Origin of the sequence: Pseudomonas sp. 10S4, assembly GCF_034344865.1 — a bacterium.
In the GTDB taxonomy this organism is placed as follows: Bacteria; Pseudomonadota; Gammaproteobacteria; order Pseudomonadales; family Pseudomonadaceae; genus Aquipseudomonas.
Map to the genome: position 1 here is coordinate 3,218,808 of NZ_CP133774.1, position 13,896 is coordinate 3,232,703.

The following is a 13,896-nucleotide window of genomic DNA, read 5'->3' on the forward strand; positions in this document are numbered from 1 at the left end:
CGCTTCATTAAAGGTAAAGCCTGTACGGCCCGTTATACTTGCGACATTTCGTGCCGGAACACGGCAATCCACAATTTCAGCCACCACAAAGGGAGCGGCGGGTGAGTCTCACAGTCATTGCGCAGCGTATGGGTACAACAAGCTTTCAGCGCCTGGTGACTGGCCTTGTCTTGAGCACGTTGCTGGTCGGTTGCTCCAGTACCAAATCGAGTTCCGTAGGCGTGGTGGATCGCAACAAAGCCGTCGCTCAGCGACCGGCCGTGACCACGGGTCAGTACGTCGTTCGGCCGAAAGACACCCTGTTCTCGATCGCTTTTCGCTACGGTTGGGACTACAAAGCCCTCGCAGCACGGAACAATATTCCTACGCCCTATACGATCCATCCGGGTCAGACAATTCGCTTCGATGGTCGTACCGGTTCAACGCCGACGGAGGTGGCCAGTTCGTCCGATTCAACGCCTTCGTCGTCGCTGAAAACCACGGTAATCCGACGTCAGGCAAATGGCACAACCACCAGCACAGCAGTGGTTGCACCGTCCGTCGCCAACAAGCCGGCACCTGCACCGCTGCCTCCAGCGGGCCCGGCCCCAACCGGCTGGGGATGGCCATCTAATGGCATATTAATTGGAAAATTCTCTTCAAACGGTAGTTTGAATAAAGGAATTGATATCGCCGGGGATTTGGGACAGCCTGTTTTAGCTGCGTCTGATGGGACGGTGGTATACGCCGGGAGTGGCTTAAGGGGCTACGGCGAATTAGTCATCATCAAACACAGCGATACCTACGTCAGTGCCTACGGACATAACCGCAGGCTGTTGGTTCGGGAGGGGCAGCAGGTCAAAGTCGGACAGACAATTGCCGAAATGGGGTCAACGGGTACAGACCGGGTGAAACTGCATTTTGAGATTCGCCGACAAGGTAAACCTGTAGATCCGCTGCAATTCCTGCCACGTCGTTGATTTGTTGTCAGCCTGTTCCGTCACGTAGAGGGAACAGGCTCCAGCGTTGCCAAGGATAAAGGCGCCGCTTGAGCTTGAGGTCGAACTCACCAAAGGACTATAACAATGGCTCTCAGTAAAGAAGTGCCGGAGTTTGACATCGACGATGAGGTTCTCCTTATGGAGACCGGCATCGCTACGGATTCGATGTCGAATGATGAAGGGGCTACTCCACCTTCCGTTCGCGCCAAATCCAAACACTCCGCTTCGCTAAAACAACACAAGTACATCGACTACACGCGGGCACTCGATGCCACGCAGCTGTACCTCAATGAAATCGGCTTTTCCCCGCTGCTCTCTCCGGAAGAAGAAGTTCATTTTGCGCGCCTGTCGCAAAGTGGCGATCCGGCCGGGCGCAAACGCATGATTGAAAGCAACCTGCGGCTGGTGGTGAAAATCGCCCGGCGTTACGTCAATCGTGGTTTGTCGCTGCTGGACCTGATCGAAGAGGGCAACCTCGGCCTGATCCGGGCAGTGGAAAAGTTCGACCCCGAGCGCGGCTTCCGCTTTTCGACCTACGCAACCTGGTGGATTCGTCAGACCATCGAGCGCGCGATCATGAATCAGACCCGGACCATCCGGTTGCCGATCCATGTGGTCAAAGAGCTCAACGTGTACCTGCGGGCTGCACGGGAGTTGACGCAAAAGCTCGATCACGAACCTTCACCCGAAGAAATCGCCAACCTGCTGGAAAAACCGGTAGGCGAGGTCAAGCGCATGCTGGGCCTGAACGAGCGGGTTTCTTCGGTCGACGTCTCGCTGGGTCCGGATTCGGATAAAACCCTGCTGGACACCCTTACCGACGATCGTCCAACCGATCCATGCGAACTGTTGCAGGACGATGACCTGTCCCAGAGCATCGATCAGTGGCTCTCGGAGTTGACCGACAAGCAGCGTGAGGTGGTGATTCGCCGCTTCGGCCTGCGTGGTCACGAGAGCAGCACGCTTGAAGATGTAGGCTTGGAAATCGGCCTTACCCGGGAGCGGGTCAGGCAAATCCAGGTGGAAGGGCTTAAACGCCTTCGGGAGATTCTCGAGAAGAACGGCCTGTCGAGCGAGTCGCTGTTTCAATAAGGCATTCACTCAACGGCACCAAAAAGCCCCGACTGGTTCGGGGCTTTTTGTTGCCTGGGAGAACGGCAGGACGCCATCTCAGGTTTGTAGTCTAGCGTTGTAAGACTTGGCTTACTCTTTCGTAAGTGTTCGGTATTTTTAGAGGTTGGTAGTCGTCTATTTGAATTGTGAGCTGAATTTAAATAGCTGATTTATATAGGTATTTAATTTTATTAACGGCATATGACAGTGAGTTTCAGCGTCAGCGGTCGATTGCTCTTGCCGGGGAATTCTCTAGTATCTGGGTTGTGTCGACGGATAGACACGCCCTTCAAGGAAGAGGGGAAAGGACATCGCAGGACGCGGTTCATCAGGACGATGAAAAGGAATACAAGGAATAGGGAAAAAATGTGGGCGGGTCAAACCGCCCCTTTTTTGCCTGTAGAAAAGCAAGATCAAAAGATCGCAGCCTTCGGCGGCGCCCACAGGCGCGTAGGAGCTGCCGAAGGCTGCGATCTTTTGATCTTTCAATCCCGGAAAAGCAAAAAGGCCCACAAGGGGCCTTTTCAAGAACGCGGGGTAATCAGCGTTCGAGGTCTTTCAGCTTGCTGCCTACAGATTTGTTAAGCACGCGATCAAACGCTTCCGCATCAGGCATCGATTCTTTCTTCTCGGTGATGTTCGGCCAGATTTCGGCCAGATCAACGTTCAGCTGAATGAATTCCTGCATCTCTTCCGGGACTTCATCCTCGGAGAAGATGGCCACGGCCGGGCATTCTGGTTCGCACAGTGCGCAGTCGATGCACTCATCCGGGTGAATCACCAGGAAGTTCGGGCCTTCGTAAAAGCAGTCCACCGGACAGACTTCTACGCAGTCGGTGTACTTGCACTTGATGCAGTTGTCGGTGACGACGAAGGTCATTTCTAATTTTCTCCTCAGGCGGCGGCAGCGGAGCCCCTTCACGTTGGGGTCGCCAGGTTCGGGAGCGATAGTCTGCTGGCCAGGCTATTAGCCAGCAGCATCCCAAACCGCGCGAGATTCTAACAGCTTGCACGCAAGTGCGTTAGATCCGTGTCTTTAGTGTATAGAGCATTTCTAACGCACGACGTGGACTCATATCGTCCAGATCCAGTTTGGCCAGCTCATCCAGCACTGGATGCGGCAGACTGGCGAACATGTCGCTCTGCTGCGGCGCAGCCGGTTTACCTTTGACGGCCTTGGGCACCTCGTGCGGCAGGGCGGTGGCTTCCAGGCGACCCAAATGCTCGCGGGCACGCACGATCACTTCGCTCGGCACGCCGGCCAATTGCGCAACCGCCAGGCCGTAGCTCTGGCTGGCAGGCCCCGGTAACACGTGGTGCAGGAACACGATGCGTTCGTTGTGCTCGGTCGCGTTGAGGTGCACGTTAGCCACCAGCGGCTGGGCTTCCGGCAACACGGTCAATTCGAAGTAGTGGGTGGCGAACAGTGTGTAGGCGCGTAGATACGCCAGACGCTCGGCGGCGGCCCATGCCAGCGACAGACCGTCGAAGGTGCTCGTACCGCGTCCGACTTCATCCATCAGCACCAGGCTGCGTTCGGTGGCGTTGTGCAGGATGTTTGCGGTTTCACTCATCTCGACCATGAAGGTCGAACGGCCACCGGCCAAGTCATCACTGGAACCGATCCGGGTAAAGATCCGGTCCACCAAGGACAATTCACAACTGGCCGCCGGAACGAAGCTGCCGATGTGCGCCAACAACACGATCAACGCGGTCTGGCGCATGTAGGTGGATTTACCGCCCATGTTCGGACCAGTGATCACCAGCATGCGGGTGTTGTCATCAAGGCTCAGGTCGTTGGCCACGAACGGCGTGCTCAGCACCTGCTCGACCACCGGGTGACGACCCTGGCTGATGCGCATGCACGGCTCGCTGACGAAGCGCGGGCAGTTCAGGTCGAGGTTCAGCGCTCGCTCGGCGAGGTTGCTCAGCACGTCCAGCTCGGCCAGTGCGGCGGCGGTGTCTTGCAACGGCGGCAGTTGCGAAATCAGGTCTTCGAGCAGCGCTTCGTAGAGCATCTTCTCGCGGGCCAGCGCGCGGCTCTTGGCCGACAACGCCTTGTCTTCGAACGCCTTCAGCTCCGGCGTGATGAAACGCTCGGCGCCTTTGAGCGTCTGGCGACGGATGTAGTCCGCTGGCGCCGACTCGGCCTGTTTGCTTGGCAACTCGATGAAGTAACCGTGAATGCGGTTGTAGCCGACTTTCAGGTGCGACAGGCCAGTGCGGGCCTTCTCGCGGGCTTCGAGGTCGATCAGGAACTGCCCGGCGTTTTCGCTGAGCGATTGCAGGTCGTCCAGCTCGGCGTCGTAACCGGTTTTCAACACGCCGCCGTCACGGATGACGGCCGGCGGGTTGTCAATAATGGCTTTTTCCAGCAACGCCGCCAGTTCCGGGTAGGTGCTGGTAGTCGCGGCCAGTTGAATAATGTGCGGGGCTTCCAACTCGGTCATCGCCACTTGCAGCTCGGGCAGTGCACCGAGGGCGTCGCGCAGACGCGCCAAGTCACGAGGACGGGCATTGCGCAGACCGATCCGCGCCAGAATCCGCTCGATGTCGCCGATTTCCTTGAGCTGTGGTTGCAGCTTCTCGAAGCGGTAGCCGTCGAGCAGGCAGGTGATCGAAGTCTGACGCGCGAGCAACACGGTCAAGTCCCGCAGTGGACGGTTCAACCAACGGGTCAGCAAACGGCTGCCCATGGCGGTCTGGCAGCGATCGACCACCGATTGCAGGGTGTTCTCGCGACCCCCGGCCAGGTTGGTGTCGAGCTCCAGGTTGCGACGGCTCGCGCCGTCCAGCACCACGGTGTCGTCCAGGCGTTCATGACGCAGGCTACGCAAGTGCGGCAGGGCGGTGCGCTGGGTTTCCTTGGCGTAGCTGAGCAGGCAACCGGCGGCGCCGATGGCCAGGGTCAGGTTCTCGCAACCGAAGCCTTTAAGGTCCTGGGTGGAAAACTGCTGGCAGAGACTTTTCAGCGCCGTATCACGCTCGAAATCCCACGGTGCACGACGACGAACCCCACGGCGTTTTTCCGCCGGCAGATCCTTTGGCCAGTCATCCGGGATCATCAGCTCTACCGGGTTGACCCGCTCCAGTTCCGCCAGCAGGTTTTCCCAGCCTTTGATTTCCAGCACGCTGAAGTTGCCGCTGGTGATGTCCAGCACCGCCAGCCCGAACAGACGCTCGTCACCCAGCACCGCTGCGATCAGGTTGTCCCGACGCTCATCCAGCAGCGCTTCATCACTGACCGTACCCGGCGTGATGATCCGCACCACCTGACGATCCACCGGCCCTTTGCTGGTGGCCGGGTCGCCGACCTGCTCACAGATCACTACCGACTCGCCGAGCTTGACCAGTTTCGCCAGGTAGCCTTCGGCGGCGTGGTAAGGAATCCCACACATCGGAATCGCCTGGCCGGCCGACTGCCCACGGGCGGTCAGGGTGATGTCCAGCAACTTGGCGGCCTTCTTCGCGTCTTCATAGAAGATCTCGTAGAAGTCACCCATGCGGTAGAACATCAGCTGGTCGGGGTGCTGGTTCTTCAGGCGCCAGTATTGCTGCATCATCGGCGTGTGACTGGATAGATCTGAAATTGCTTTATTCATCAGTGACTTAGCGTTATTCATTCGAAAGTGTGGGGCAAAAATGGGGCGTTTCGATTGTCGGACGGGCTCAATTAAACTTGGAAAAATGCCATCATATAGCTATGTTGTTGGTGCGTTGCGTTCATGCTGGCGAGGTTAACATGGGTGAGGCGCGTGACAGCTGTCAATTCATTGCCCTGGATGGCTCCAACCGATCCGGCTGTATAGTCGACTGAAGGTGGTATCAGGGGCGCATTTGGAATTCCCGAAGGATCACCATGGCACGTAAGCCTATCAGTCGTACCCTGCAGCTCAAGCCTGTTCAGTTCTCACCTCAAAAGCCTGGCGAAGAAGTGACGCTCGTCGACTTGATGAGAACAGTCCGTGATCTTTGCCCAACTGTAGGGTCTCGAATCTGGGAGCAAATGATTGCGCTCGCCGACGGTACCCGTGTTCCACAGCAATGTTATTTTTTCAATAATTTTCAGGACTTGGATGATCAAACAGTTCTTTTTGAAGTTTGGTCTTATGAGCCCGGCACCATCCCTCAAACTCTTACGCCCGACCCTCATCAAGAAAATGCTGTAATTGATGAGCGTGCAGATGGGGAGGAAGATGCTCGGGAGTTGATTCAAATCTCGCATGTTCTCGTTTATGGGAGGGCAGCGATAATTGAAAGTACTCGTGGTGCGGGGGGATTAATTTTATACAGCGTTACTTGAATAGGTTGGTAAAAGATCATCAGCTCGGCAGAAGGTTTAATTTTTACTTTACTGATGCGGTTTCTTCTGGTCTAAGGAGTGAAATCGAACGTGGGAATGGTGCTGTAGGTTTTACACTTGGTCTGAGTGAGTCGGTTCCTAATGCTCAAAGTGAATTGTTGGGGATGCTGTCGGGCGTAAAAAGTTATATGCCTAGCTCCGGAATGATGACCGTTGAGTGGAAATCAAAAGACAGATTGCCTGTTGACAAAGTAATTGAGGCGTACGACGAAGCGCAGCAGCAGGATGAAATTGATAGTGTTATAATACACCTCTCGGATGGATCTTCTATTCGTGGGCTATCGAAGTTCAAGATCAAAAGGACGATTGAGGTCGCGGATGTCGGTGGTAAAAACCCCGATAGGGCGGAGCTGGGACATAAGATGGTTGGCTATCTCGAGGACTTATGTGCGCCAGGAAGGAATGGGAAAAGGATTTTAGACGAATTCGGAGCGCTTGCAGATAATGAAATTTTCGTACCTACTGCCCGAAGAGTTAAGGAACGTCCAGCTGGTTAATAGGGAGTTGGCGGATGTGGCGCGAGCGTCACAAAGCAACTCGGTATACTTGACGTTTAATATGGTTGTATTTTCAATAGGTGCGTGTTTAAGCCTTCTGTTTTCTGATTTTGTTGATGAAGGCTTACTCAATGCATTGATTTCATTTTCCGGCGTGATCATTGGTTTTGTGATTATGTCGATGTTTTTTCTGGCCGAAGTCAGTTTGTAGCTAAGCTCACATATGAGCAGACATTGCGGTATGTTTTAAAAACCAAGTATATTTTGATGTCTCAACTCAATACGCTATTTTCATTTTTGATCTGTGTGATTTTCTGTCTTTTGACTATGCTGGCTATAAAGACAAAGCTCCCATTGGATAAGGATGTAGCTGTTTTTCTTTCTGCAGGCTTTTTCTTTTTAGGCTCCTACAGAATGCTTATTCTGCCATTTCAGATTTATGATATACATTCTTTTGCACTCAATAATCTAGTTGATGATAGTGCGGATGAGGTTAGGGCGGGAGTGCGGGCTGCTAGTGAGGCACGGCGCGAAAAACTTATAAAGCTCGCTCGGTGAGTCTCTGGCGCTATTTCTCGATTTAGTGCCCACTAAGTCTTTTCCATATGTGTAGTAATTCTGTTGGCGATTCGTCATCCATCCATTTTGCGTACACTTCTACTAGCATGGTGAAGTCCTTGTGGCCCATTTGCTTCGCAATAAACGCAAGGTTTCCACGGGCAGTTAGGCACCAGCAAGCGTAGGTGTGCCTAGTCTGGTAAGGTCGGCGGGTTCGAATGCCAGAACGCCTTTGAATCGCTGCCCACTTGGTATTCCAAGAGGTTGGAACATACCAGTGGTTGATGATTTTTTTTCGGGCTTGTGTTGTCGGGGAAAGCAGCGGGGTGACCGTTTCAGTGCGGCTTTCGTGGCGGTTCATGTACACCTCGATCTCCCTCGGTACGTGATCGGCTACCAGTTTCATCAGGACTCTGCAGGCCTCTATAGCTGGTGGCATCAAAAGTACTACCCGAGGCTTTCCTGTTTTGGGGACTTTGAATGTTCCGTCCGCTGTGATAGCCCTCGTGATGTTGATTTGCCCCGCTTCCAGATCGAGGTCTTCGACTGCAAGCGCGCACATTTCACCTGGGCGAATGCCCGTGTAAACGGCGAGAGTGATTGCGGCTGAGTCTTGTGGATGAAGGCAACCCTTGCTAAGCAGCTGTTCAAACTCACCCTTCGTCAATGGGTCCGGCTCTCGACCTATCATCGCGAATCGAATGCAAGCGGCAGAAAGTCCTTTACGGCAGTAGCTGTTACTCTCGCACCACGCCAAGAATCCGGCAAAAGTTGCTAAGTAATGGTTCGCCGTCGACGGTGCTCGGGTGGCGATTAATTGTGTCCTGAGTAGTTGTATGTCTTCGGGCAGGAGAATGCCCGCCAGGCGATCTGGTCCAAGCAGCTCCGTACAGATATCCAATGCATAGCCGTATTTCTCTTCAGTCATGGGAGTTATGTCGACGGCCTTTAGCGGTTTGTAACGTTCCATCAGCGCTGCTATGCGTTCGTCTTTTACGTTGGTGTAGTTGGTTGCATTCTTCGAGTTAGGGAAGTGTCGGCCGTAATCAAAGTGCCCTGTCTTGATCTCATGAATGATCGCCGCCCTCAGTAGGGCGGCATGCTTGATATTGGCTTTGGTTACCGGAAGGCCGAGGGATTCGCGGCAGCGGATTCGCCGCCACATGAACACGACGCGAATGTTGCCTCCATGTAGTTCAATCCCCTTGTGTTTGGCTAGCTCCGCCTCTAAGCCGCTTGCTGCGGTGCGCTCTCGGCCCACTTGTCGTACTCCGTCATGTTGATGGCAATGCGGCCGTCTGGCGTTTTGCGCCAGATCCGGCCTTGAGCCCAGGTGCCGTTTTTCACTTTGTGGCGGATGGCATCTTCGCTGTAGCCCGTTAGTTCTGAAGCGCGGTTGATCATTACCCAGCGTGGAAGGCTCATTGCTGTTTCTCCCCTGCGAGCCTTGCGATGCCTTCGGCTTGGCGCTGTTTGCTGCATTTTTGGTGGTTGCCGTGAGCCCGCGACTTGTCGCATTTGTCACAGATGACGTTCAGGTCGAGGGGCGGCATTTGTCCACTCCGTATTCGGACTGTTCGGCGAAGAGCTGTCATGGGGCATTTACCTGCGCTACCGGCTCCAGGAGACTCGCCATGGCCAAAGCCTTGTCGCGGAGGGAGAGTGAATCCCGTTCAAGCTTTTTACCGGTCTTAAAGGCGCTGAATGTTTCGGCCGCGATCCGCAGTTTTTCTGCGATCTCCAATAGGGTTTGACGAGCTGGTTCACCAAGTCTCGAAGCGGCAAGCGCGAGCTCGTAGTGGGCGTAGAGCTGCTTTTGGTGTTCACGTGCCTGGTCAAGCGACAGGTTCAGGGCGCGAATCGCCTCTGAGTTGTCGGACTGCTTAATATCCTTACCCTCTTCGATTCCCTCAGTGCGGCCATTGATCAAGCCTCCGCGATAGCCTGTCCAGTAAGTGAGGCCTGCGAGTAGGGTCAGAGCGATCAGTGCGCAAATCTGAATTGCTGTCATGTGCTGTGTACCTCGGTAGAGCCCGCCGCCGGGATCATTGGTGAGAGGCCGGCGGCGGAGTGTTGTAGTGGTGCTTAGCCCAGGTTGAAGCTGCCGATGGTCAGCTTCGCGCCGCCGCCGACTTCTTGTTGAACGACATCCTTGAATTCTTGTGCGAGGTCTTCGCGCAGTTGCTCTTCGCCGATCCAGCGCAGGCGCAGTAGGGGCTTGTCACCGCCGGTAAGAACTGCAACGCGGAGGCGGATGATCTGGACCTTCAGCCCTTCGTATGGCTCGACGGTGAATAGGAATTCAGCTGGCAGTCCTTCAGATGATTTGGCTTCGATCTGGTCCATCGCCGAACGGGATGAGCTCAGGTCGCCGACGACGTGTTCGCTCTTGCGCGCTTGCTCGATGCTGATGGAGCGGATGGCACTCGCGGCTTTGCGCAAATCGATCTGACAGTCATCGGCTGCAAGGGCTTGAAGGTTCGATGCCCAATCCTCAATCCAGTCGCTCAGGTCTTTCTGCGCGAATTGGATGGAGGCAGCACGCTCAAGTGCTCGGAAGGCGGCGGTTTTTCTCAGGTTGAGGGTGGCGGTGAAGTCGCCGTGCCCTGGCTCTTTGGTGTCGCCCAGGTTGAAAATCACGACACACGACATGGATTCTGCATCGACAAAGCCAGAGGCAACGACATCAGCGCTTTGCGCCATCACGTAGTTGCCGAAGTCCAGCAGTGAGTGGGTGGTGAGCGCTCCACGGAAGCGGCTGCGTGCAGCTTGGAACTTCTCGATGCTGTGGATCTTTTGGTCCGACGGCAGTACCAGCGTCGGGGTGAAGGTGTTGAGCTGCTTGGCGTAAGCCAGAACGGCGGTGTCTTGAATCAACTGAATTGCTTTGGCTTCCATTGGATCGAGTTCCTGTTGGTGAGAGGCATGGAGCGGCTTTGTTTAGGATTTGGCGTGCACCGGTGCTTCGTCTCTGTTGAACAGTTGGCCGGCGCGAGGGGCTTCGGCAAACAACGTCAAGCGGCCGCCCTCGTTAACGTGCATCGGCGTGTCGAGCGTGGTGTCTTCAGTGCGGCTGCCGCGCTTCGTTGGCACCTTGTAGGCGAGCTTGTGGTTGACCGTGACCTGATGGCTGTCGGCGATCTGTTTCAGGGTAAAGGTCAGCGTGACTGAGCCGACCTTGCCGTTATCGACGACGCCCGTCGCTACTTCGGAAAGGGCATGACCGATCTGGTTTGCGAATACGCCGGCGTTGAGCTCGCCGATAAACTCGGCGGTGTCTGTAGGTTTCATGTGCTGTGCCTCGTTGGGTGCGAGTTGTTTGCCCCTGGACGGCAGGGGATACCGTTGATTTAGGCCGCTTCCTTCATCGCTTGGGCGTCGAGGAAGTCGGCCAAGTCGTGCAGGTACACAACCCGTTGTGCGCGGGCTGAGCCGTGTAGGCGCTTCACAACCAGTGCGATACGACCGGCCTTGATTTCGGTCAGCAAGTAGCGATCGGTCCGGATATGCGTGAAGTACTGTTCGCGGACCACCGACAAGGTCGGGCAGGGCGTAGCGAATTGACGGCGTAGTTGTTCAAGTGTATTGCTCACGCTGCAACCTCCCCGAACCCCTCCGACGGGGGCACCAACTTCAGGCGGATCAGTTCGGCCAACCCCTCTTTGCTTTTTCCAATTCCGGCGGCACAGACGTGACCTTTTTCGTCAGCTACTACAGCGCCAAAGGGATACTCGGGCGAGTTGGTAGGGGTGACGTAGGCGATCTGGCCTTCGAGGATTACGTTGTTGACGCAACGAAACACTTCGGCCAGCTCGGTGCTCAGCACTGGCATGGATTCGAGTAACTGAACAGCCTCGGTGGAGGCCCCCAGTAGCGTGGCGCGGCTTATCACGCCCGGGCAGCTCAAGTAGATCGGGATCAGTTTCAGGGCGCCGAGCGCTTGGGTGTAGGCGTTGAGTTGATTGGTCTTCATGCGGCGGCGTCCTTGTTGGTGATGGTGACTCCCAGCTTCTTGGCCAGCCAGGTCACTCCGTTGTCCTTCACCATCACCACGGAGTAGTAACGGCATTTATTGAGCGACGGAATCAGCGTGCTACGCGGGTCCGAGAACAGGTAGCCGCGGTCGCGGTGCTGGCTGGCAAGGTCGCCGCTGCTGTTCAATATGCCCAGCTCCCGCAGCCTGGTGCGGAAGGCGCGGGAGCTTGAGTCCGAGCAATGCGGCGGTTTCGTCCAGGGTGCGGTTCATGGCGCTGTCCTCAGGCGACTGCTGCGCGGGTGTGCAGCGTGTCCACGATGTGGTTGATGTTTGTGAACAGCTCATCGAAGGGACCATCGTTTGGTAGCCGCAAGTCGCCAAGAGCAAACCGGATTCCGTTTTCACTGCTGTGTGGGTTTACGGGTGTTGCTGCCACGCGATCCATGTGAACTACGACGCCGCCTCGCTTGCGGATGAAGTCCGCTTCGTTGTTGAACCGTATGTCACTGACCACGAAGCCGCGTGCGGTGTCGTGGGTGCGGGCCAGCAGGTCGAGGTTCTGCGCGGCCAGTAGCAGCCACAGTTCAGGGTGCACGCCGTTGCGGCCCCACTCGGTGCCCAAGGACTGCATAAGTTCACGTGGTGAACGTCCCAGCCATGGAAGCGGGAGTTCCTTTTGCGCGCCTTCGAAGTCGCAGGGGCTCAGGTTGAGGATGTGCATCAACCCATCGCGCAGTGGATCGGCGAACGCGTAAGACTGGAACCCGTGGTGGTTCACCAGATGCTGTGCTGCGGTGTCTTTGCCGACGCGGGCGTGACCAGAAAGACCAATCAGAAGAGGCTTCATGCTGCATCACCCCCGAACGGGCCGAAGCCGCCGTCGACTACGTCTGTTTTCGCAGGCGCCAGGCGGCAGCCCGGAGTGACTATCACCAGCAGACCGGTGTGTTTCTCGATGGCGTCAACCGCCTGCGGGCTGGTGCACGCGGCGGGGTGTAGATACACCGGGCAGCGGGTAGGGCTGTGCTGTGTGGTTTGCATGGGGCAATCTCTTTGGTGAGAGGCAGATTCCAGTGCAAAATTAGTATTACTGATTTAATAAGTCAACAGTAACACTTATAAAATTAGCAAAATAAAATTAGTAGGCAGAAAAAAGGCCCTTATGGGCCTTTTCGAATGAGATTGGTTAAAGCATCACGGAGTACCAGAAAACCCTACCGATGATACGAATGTGTTGCTGCACATAGTCGCCATCGTAGCGTTCATCCGGATGTTCCTCAGTGTTGTAGCTCCTAAGGCGTAATCCTGACCCTGGCAGTCGGTAGAGGAGCTTCACACGCAATTGGCCATCATGATCGATGGCGTACATCTTGCCGTCTTGAATGGTTGTATTCGCGGTGTCTACACCCACGGTACTACCATCCGGAAGCACGGGCTCCATACTGTTTCCTGTGACTGGAACGCATCCTGCTGAGGCGGGATCAATGCTTTTTCTTTTCAGGGTTCGCTTGCCGAAACGTAGCTTACGTCCGTTTGTTTCAAGCCTTACCTGAGATCCATTACCCGCAGACAATTCTACTTCCTTAAAGGAATGGCAGCTCGACTTCATCAGGGCCTAGCGGCGTCTCGTCATCCCACACTTCAATCTGATGCATTTCCCAGTCGGGGACCCTAGAGCTTTCAGAGTTGCCTTGCGAATGCCGCAAGCGGGGCATTTCGGCAAAGGCAGCTAGGCGCGGACTGACCTCTTCAAGCGAAAAACCCAACACGTTCGCGAATTTGATTAACGCTCCGAGATTGAGAGGGATGCGGTTATTCAAGTATTGGCTGACCACGCTTTGCCCGGACCATTCGCACAAATCGGCGATTTTGTCCTGCGTTAGGGTCGGATCATCCCGTTTGCGATCCTGATAAATAGCCTTCAAGCGCATGGCTTCGGCTTTTCGGATCTCATCGTCGGCGATAAAGGGGGTCGAAATAATCATGCTTCCCAATTTATAAGGAAGGCTTATTTTTTCAAAACAGCTGTACGTCTTTTTTTCTTGCTGTTTAAAAGAAGTAACACTAATATCCATACCGCAACGCCCATTCGAGGAAACGTGGATGGCTAACGAAATAGGAATTCCCTTGGAAGATTTTGCCGAGGGTAAGACTCAACCAGAACTGGCTTTACTTATTGGGGTATCGCAAAGCGCTGTTTCTCAAATGCTCAACTCGGCTCGGGATATTCGAGTTCGGGTCGACGAGAAAGGGGCTTGTTCAGCGGTAGAGATTCGTCCAATCGGATCGCGCCGCAAGCCCAAGGCGGCTTAAAAGGTGTCGAGCTGGGGCCTCTCACCAAAGAATCCCCCAGCCCGACTACGACGATACACAGCATATGCACATCGGTCGTGGTCATAGGATAGGGTT

At 55.2% G+C, this 13,896-nt stretch carries 18 protein-coding genes and 1 pseudogene; 6 read left to right on the plus strand and 13 right to left on the minus strand.

What is annotated here, in order from left to right; translation table 11 throughout:
- Positions 1-101: 101 nt before the first annotated feature.
- Positions 102-959 (plus strand): peptidoglycan DD-metalloendopeptidase family protein, encoded by an 858-nt coding sequence (locus tag RHM58_RS14730; RefSeq protein ID WP_201201113.1) that lies wholly within the window; start codon positions 102-104, stop codon positions 957-959.
- A gap of 105 nt (positions 960-1,064) precedes the next feature.
- Positions 1,065-2,072 carry an RNA polymerase sigma factor RpoS gene (gene rpoS / locus RHM58_RS14735; RefSeq protein ID WP_201201115.1) on the plus strand — a complete coding sequence of 336 codons (1,008 nt, stop codon included), beginning with the start codon at positions 1,065-1,067 and terminating at the stop codon, positions 2,070-2,072.
- Positions 2,073-2,634: 562 nt separating this feature from the next.
- Here rpoS and fdxA read toward each other — a convergent pair.
- Entirely contained in the window at positions 2,635-2,973 is a 339-nt protein-coding gene (gene fdxA, locus RHM58_RS14740; protein WP_201201117.1) for a ferredoxin FdxA, read from the minus strand.
- Positions 2,974-3,115: 142 nt separating this feature from the next.
- On the minus strand, positions 3,116-5,683 hold the full coding sequence (gene mutS, locus RHM58_RS14745) for a DNA mismatch repair protein MutS (protein WP_201205155.1): 2,568 nt from the start codon (positions 5,681-5,683) through the stop codon (positions 3,116-3,118).
- A 269-nt stretch (positions 5,684-5,952) separates the two neighbouring features.
- Between mutS and RHM58_RS14750 the strand changes: the two genes are divergently transcribed.
- From RHM58_RS14750 to RHM58_RS14760, 3 genes are all read left to right on the plus strand, one after another.
- Entirely contained in the window at positions 5,953-6,396 is a 444-nt protein-coding gene (locus RHM58_RS14750) for a hypothetical protein (protein WP_322270627.1), read from the plus strand.
- Positions 6,393-6,953: a hypothetical protein gene (locus RHM58_RS14755; RefSeq protein WP_322270628.1), complete on the plus strand. Its 561-nt coding sequence runs from the start codon at positions 6,393-6,395 to the stop codon at positions 6,951-6,953. The genes RHM58_RS14750 and RHM58_RS14755 overlap by 4 nt, the downstream gene beginning before the upstream one ends.
- Positions 6,954-7,220: 267 nt before the next feature.
- Complete coding sequence (locus RHM58_RS14760) at positions 7,221-7,511, plus strand: hypothetical protein (RefSeq protein WP_322270629.1); 291 nt, start codon at positions 7,221-7,223, stop codon at positions 7,509-7,511.
- 22 nt (positions 7,512-7,533) lie between these two features.
- On the opposite strand, the gene RHM58_RS14765 is transcribed toward RHM58_RS14760, so the two are convergent.
- From RHM58_RS14765 to RHM58_RS14815, 11 genes and pseudogenes are all read right to left on the minus strand, one after another.
- Positions 7,534-8,772, minus strand: coding sequence for a site-specific integrase (locus RHM58_RS14765; protein ID WP_322270630.1), 1,239 nt, complete (start codon positions 8,770-8,772; stop codon positions 7,534-7,536).
- On the minus strand, positions 8,739-8,936 hold the full coding sequence (locus RHM58_RS14770) for an excisionase (RefSeq protein ID WP_122588920.1): 198 nt from the start codon (positions 8,934-8,936) through the stop codon (positions 8,739-8,741). The genes RHM58_RS14765 and RHM58_RS14770 overlap by 34 nt, the downstream gene beginning before the upstream one ends.
- Before the next feature lie 166 nt (positions 8,937-9,102).
- Positions 9,103-9,522, minus strand: a complete 420-nt coding sequence (locus RHM58_RS14775) for a hypothetical protein (protein ID WP_322270631.1) — start codon at positions 9,520-9,522, stop codon at positions 9,103-9,105.
- Positions 9,523-9,596: 74 nt separating this feature from the next.
- Positions 9,597-10,409, minus strand: a complete 813-nt coding sequence (locus tag RHM58_RS14780) for a DUF2303 family protein (protein WP_322270632.1) — start codon at positions 10,407-10,409, stop codon at positions 9,597-9,599.
- A 42-nt stretch (positions 10,410-10,451) separates the two neighbouring features.
- Positions 10,452-10,802 carry a hypothetical protein gene (locus tag RHM58_RS14785; RefSeq protein ID WP_322270633.1) on the minus strand — a complete coding sequence of 117 codons (351 nt, stop codon included), beginning with the start codon at positions 10,800-10,802 and terminating at the stop codon, positions 10,452-10,454.
- 59 nt (positions 10,803-10,861) lie between these two features.
- Positions 10,862-11,104, minus strand: a complete 243-nt coding sequence (locus RHM58_RS14790; protein WP_322270634.1) for a pyocin activator PrtN family protein — start codon at positions 11,102-11,104, stop codon at positions 10,862-10,864.
- Complete coding sequence (locus tag RHM58_RS14795) at positions 11,101-11,484, minus strand: hypothetical protein (protein ID WP_322270635.1); 384 nt, start codon at positions 11,482-11,484, stop codon at positions 11,101-11,103. The genes RHM58_RS14790 and RHM58_RS14795 overlap by 4 nt, the downstream gene beginning before the upstream one ends.
- Complete coding sequence (locus tag RHM58_RS14800) at positions 11,481-11,672, minus strand: hypothetical protein (protein ID WP_322270636.1); 192 nt, start codon at positions 11,670-11,672, stop codon at positions 11,481-11,483. Before RHM58_RS14800 ends, RHM58_RS14795 begins: the two co-directional genes overlap by 4 nt.
- A 95-nt stretch (positions 11,673-11,767) precedes the next feature.
- Positions 11,768-12,334 (minus strand): deoxynucleotide monophosphate kinase, encoded by a 567-nt coding sequence (locus RHM58_RS14805; protein ID WP_322270637.1) that lies wholly within the window; start codon positions 12,332-12,334, stop codon positions 11,768-11,770.
- Positions 12,331-12,528, minus strand: coding sequence for a hypothetical protein (locus RHM58_RS14810; RefSeq protein ID WP_322270638.1), 198 nt, complete (start codon positions 12,526-12,528; stop codon positions 12,331-12,333). The genes RHM58_RS14805 and RHM58_RS14810 overlap by 4 nt, the downstream gene beginning before the upstream one ends.
- Positions 12,529-12,673: 145 nt before the next feature.
- Positions 12,674-13,472: pseudogene (locus RHM58_RS14815) on the minus strand (LexA family transcriptional regulator).
- Positions 13,473-13,590: 118 nt separating this feature from the next.
- On the opposite strand from RHM58_RS14815, the gene RHM58_RS14820 reads away from it, so the two are divergent.
- A complete protein-coding gene (locus tag RHM58_RS14820) occupies positions 13,591-13,800 on the plus strand; it encodes a Cro/CI family transcriptional regulator (protein ID WP_223554850.1) in 210 nt (69 codons plus the stop codon).
- Positions 13,801-13,896 lie beyond the last annotated feature (96 nt).

Excerpts from the sequence above, each read along its gene's own strand:
- rpoS (WP_201201115.1), top strand. The coding sequence starts at position 1,065 with ATGGCTCTCAGTAAAGAAGTGCCGGAGTTTGACATCGACGATGAGGTT.
- fdxA (WP_201201117.1), bottom strand. The coding sequence starts at position 2,973 with ATGACCTTCGTCGTCACCGACAACTGCATCAAGTGCAAGTACACCGAC.
- RHM58_RS14750 (WP_322270627.1), top strand. The coding sequence starts at position 5,953 with ATGGCACGTAAGCCTATCAGTCGTACCCTGCAGCTCAAGCCTGTTCAG.
- RHM58_RS14760 (WP_322270629.1), top strand. The coding sequence starts at position 7,221 with ATGTCTCAACTCAATACGCTATTTTCATTTTTGATCTGTGTGATTTTC.
- RHM58_RS14770 (WP_122588920.1), bottom strand. The coding sequence starts at position 8,936 with ATGAGCCTTCCACGCTGGGTAATGATCAACCGCGCTTCAGAACTAACG.
- RHM58_RS14775 (WP_322270631.1), bottom strand. The coding sequence starts at position 9,522 with ATGACAGCAATTCAGATTTGCGCACTGATCGCTCTGACCCTACTCGCA.
- RHM58_RS14780 (WP_322270632.1), bottom strand. The coding sequence starts at position 10,409 with ATGGAAGCCAAAGCAATTCAGTTGATTCAAGACACCGCCGTTCTGGCT.
- RHM58_RS14785 (WP_322270633.1), bottom strand. The coding sequence starts at position 10,802 with ATGAAACCTACAGACACCGCCGAGTTTATCGGCGAGCTCAACGCCGGC.
- RHM58_RS14795 (WP_322270635.1), bottom strand. The coding sequence starts at position 11,484 with ATGAAGACCAATCAACTCAACGCCTACACCCAAGCGCTCGGCGCCCTG.
- RHM58_RS14805 (WP_322270637.1), bottom strand. The coding sequence starts at position 12,334 with ATGAAGCCTCTTCTGATTGGTCTTTCTGGTCACGCCCGCGTCGGCAAA.
- RHM58_RS14810 (WP_322270638.1), bottom strand. The coding sequence starts at position 12,528 with ATGCAAACCACACAGCACAGCCCTACCCGCTGCCCGGTGTATCTACAC.
- RHM58_RS14820 (WP_223554850.1), top strand. The coding sequence starts at position 13,591 with ATGGCTAACGAAATAGGAATTCCCTTGGAAGATTTTGCCGAGGGTAAG.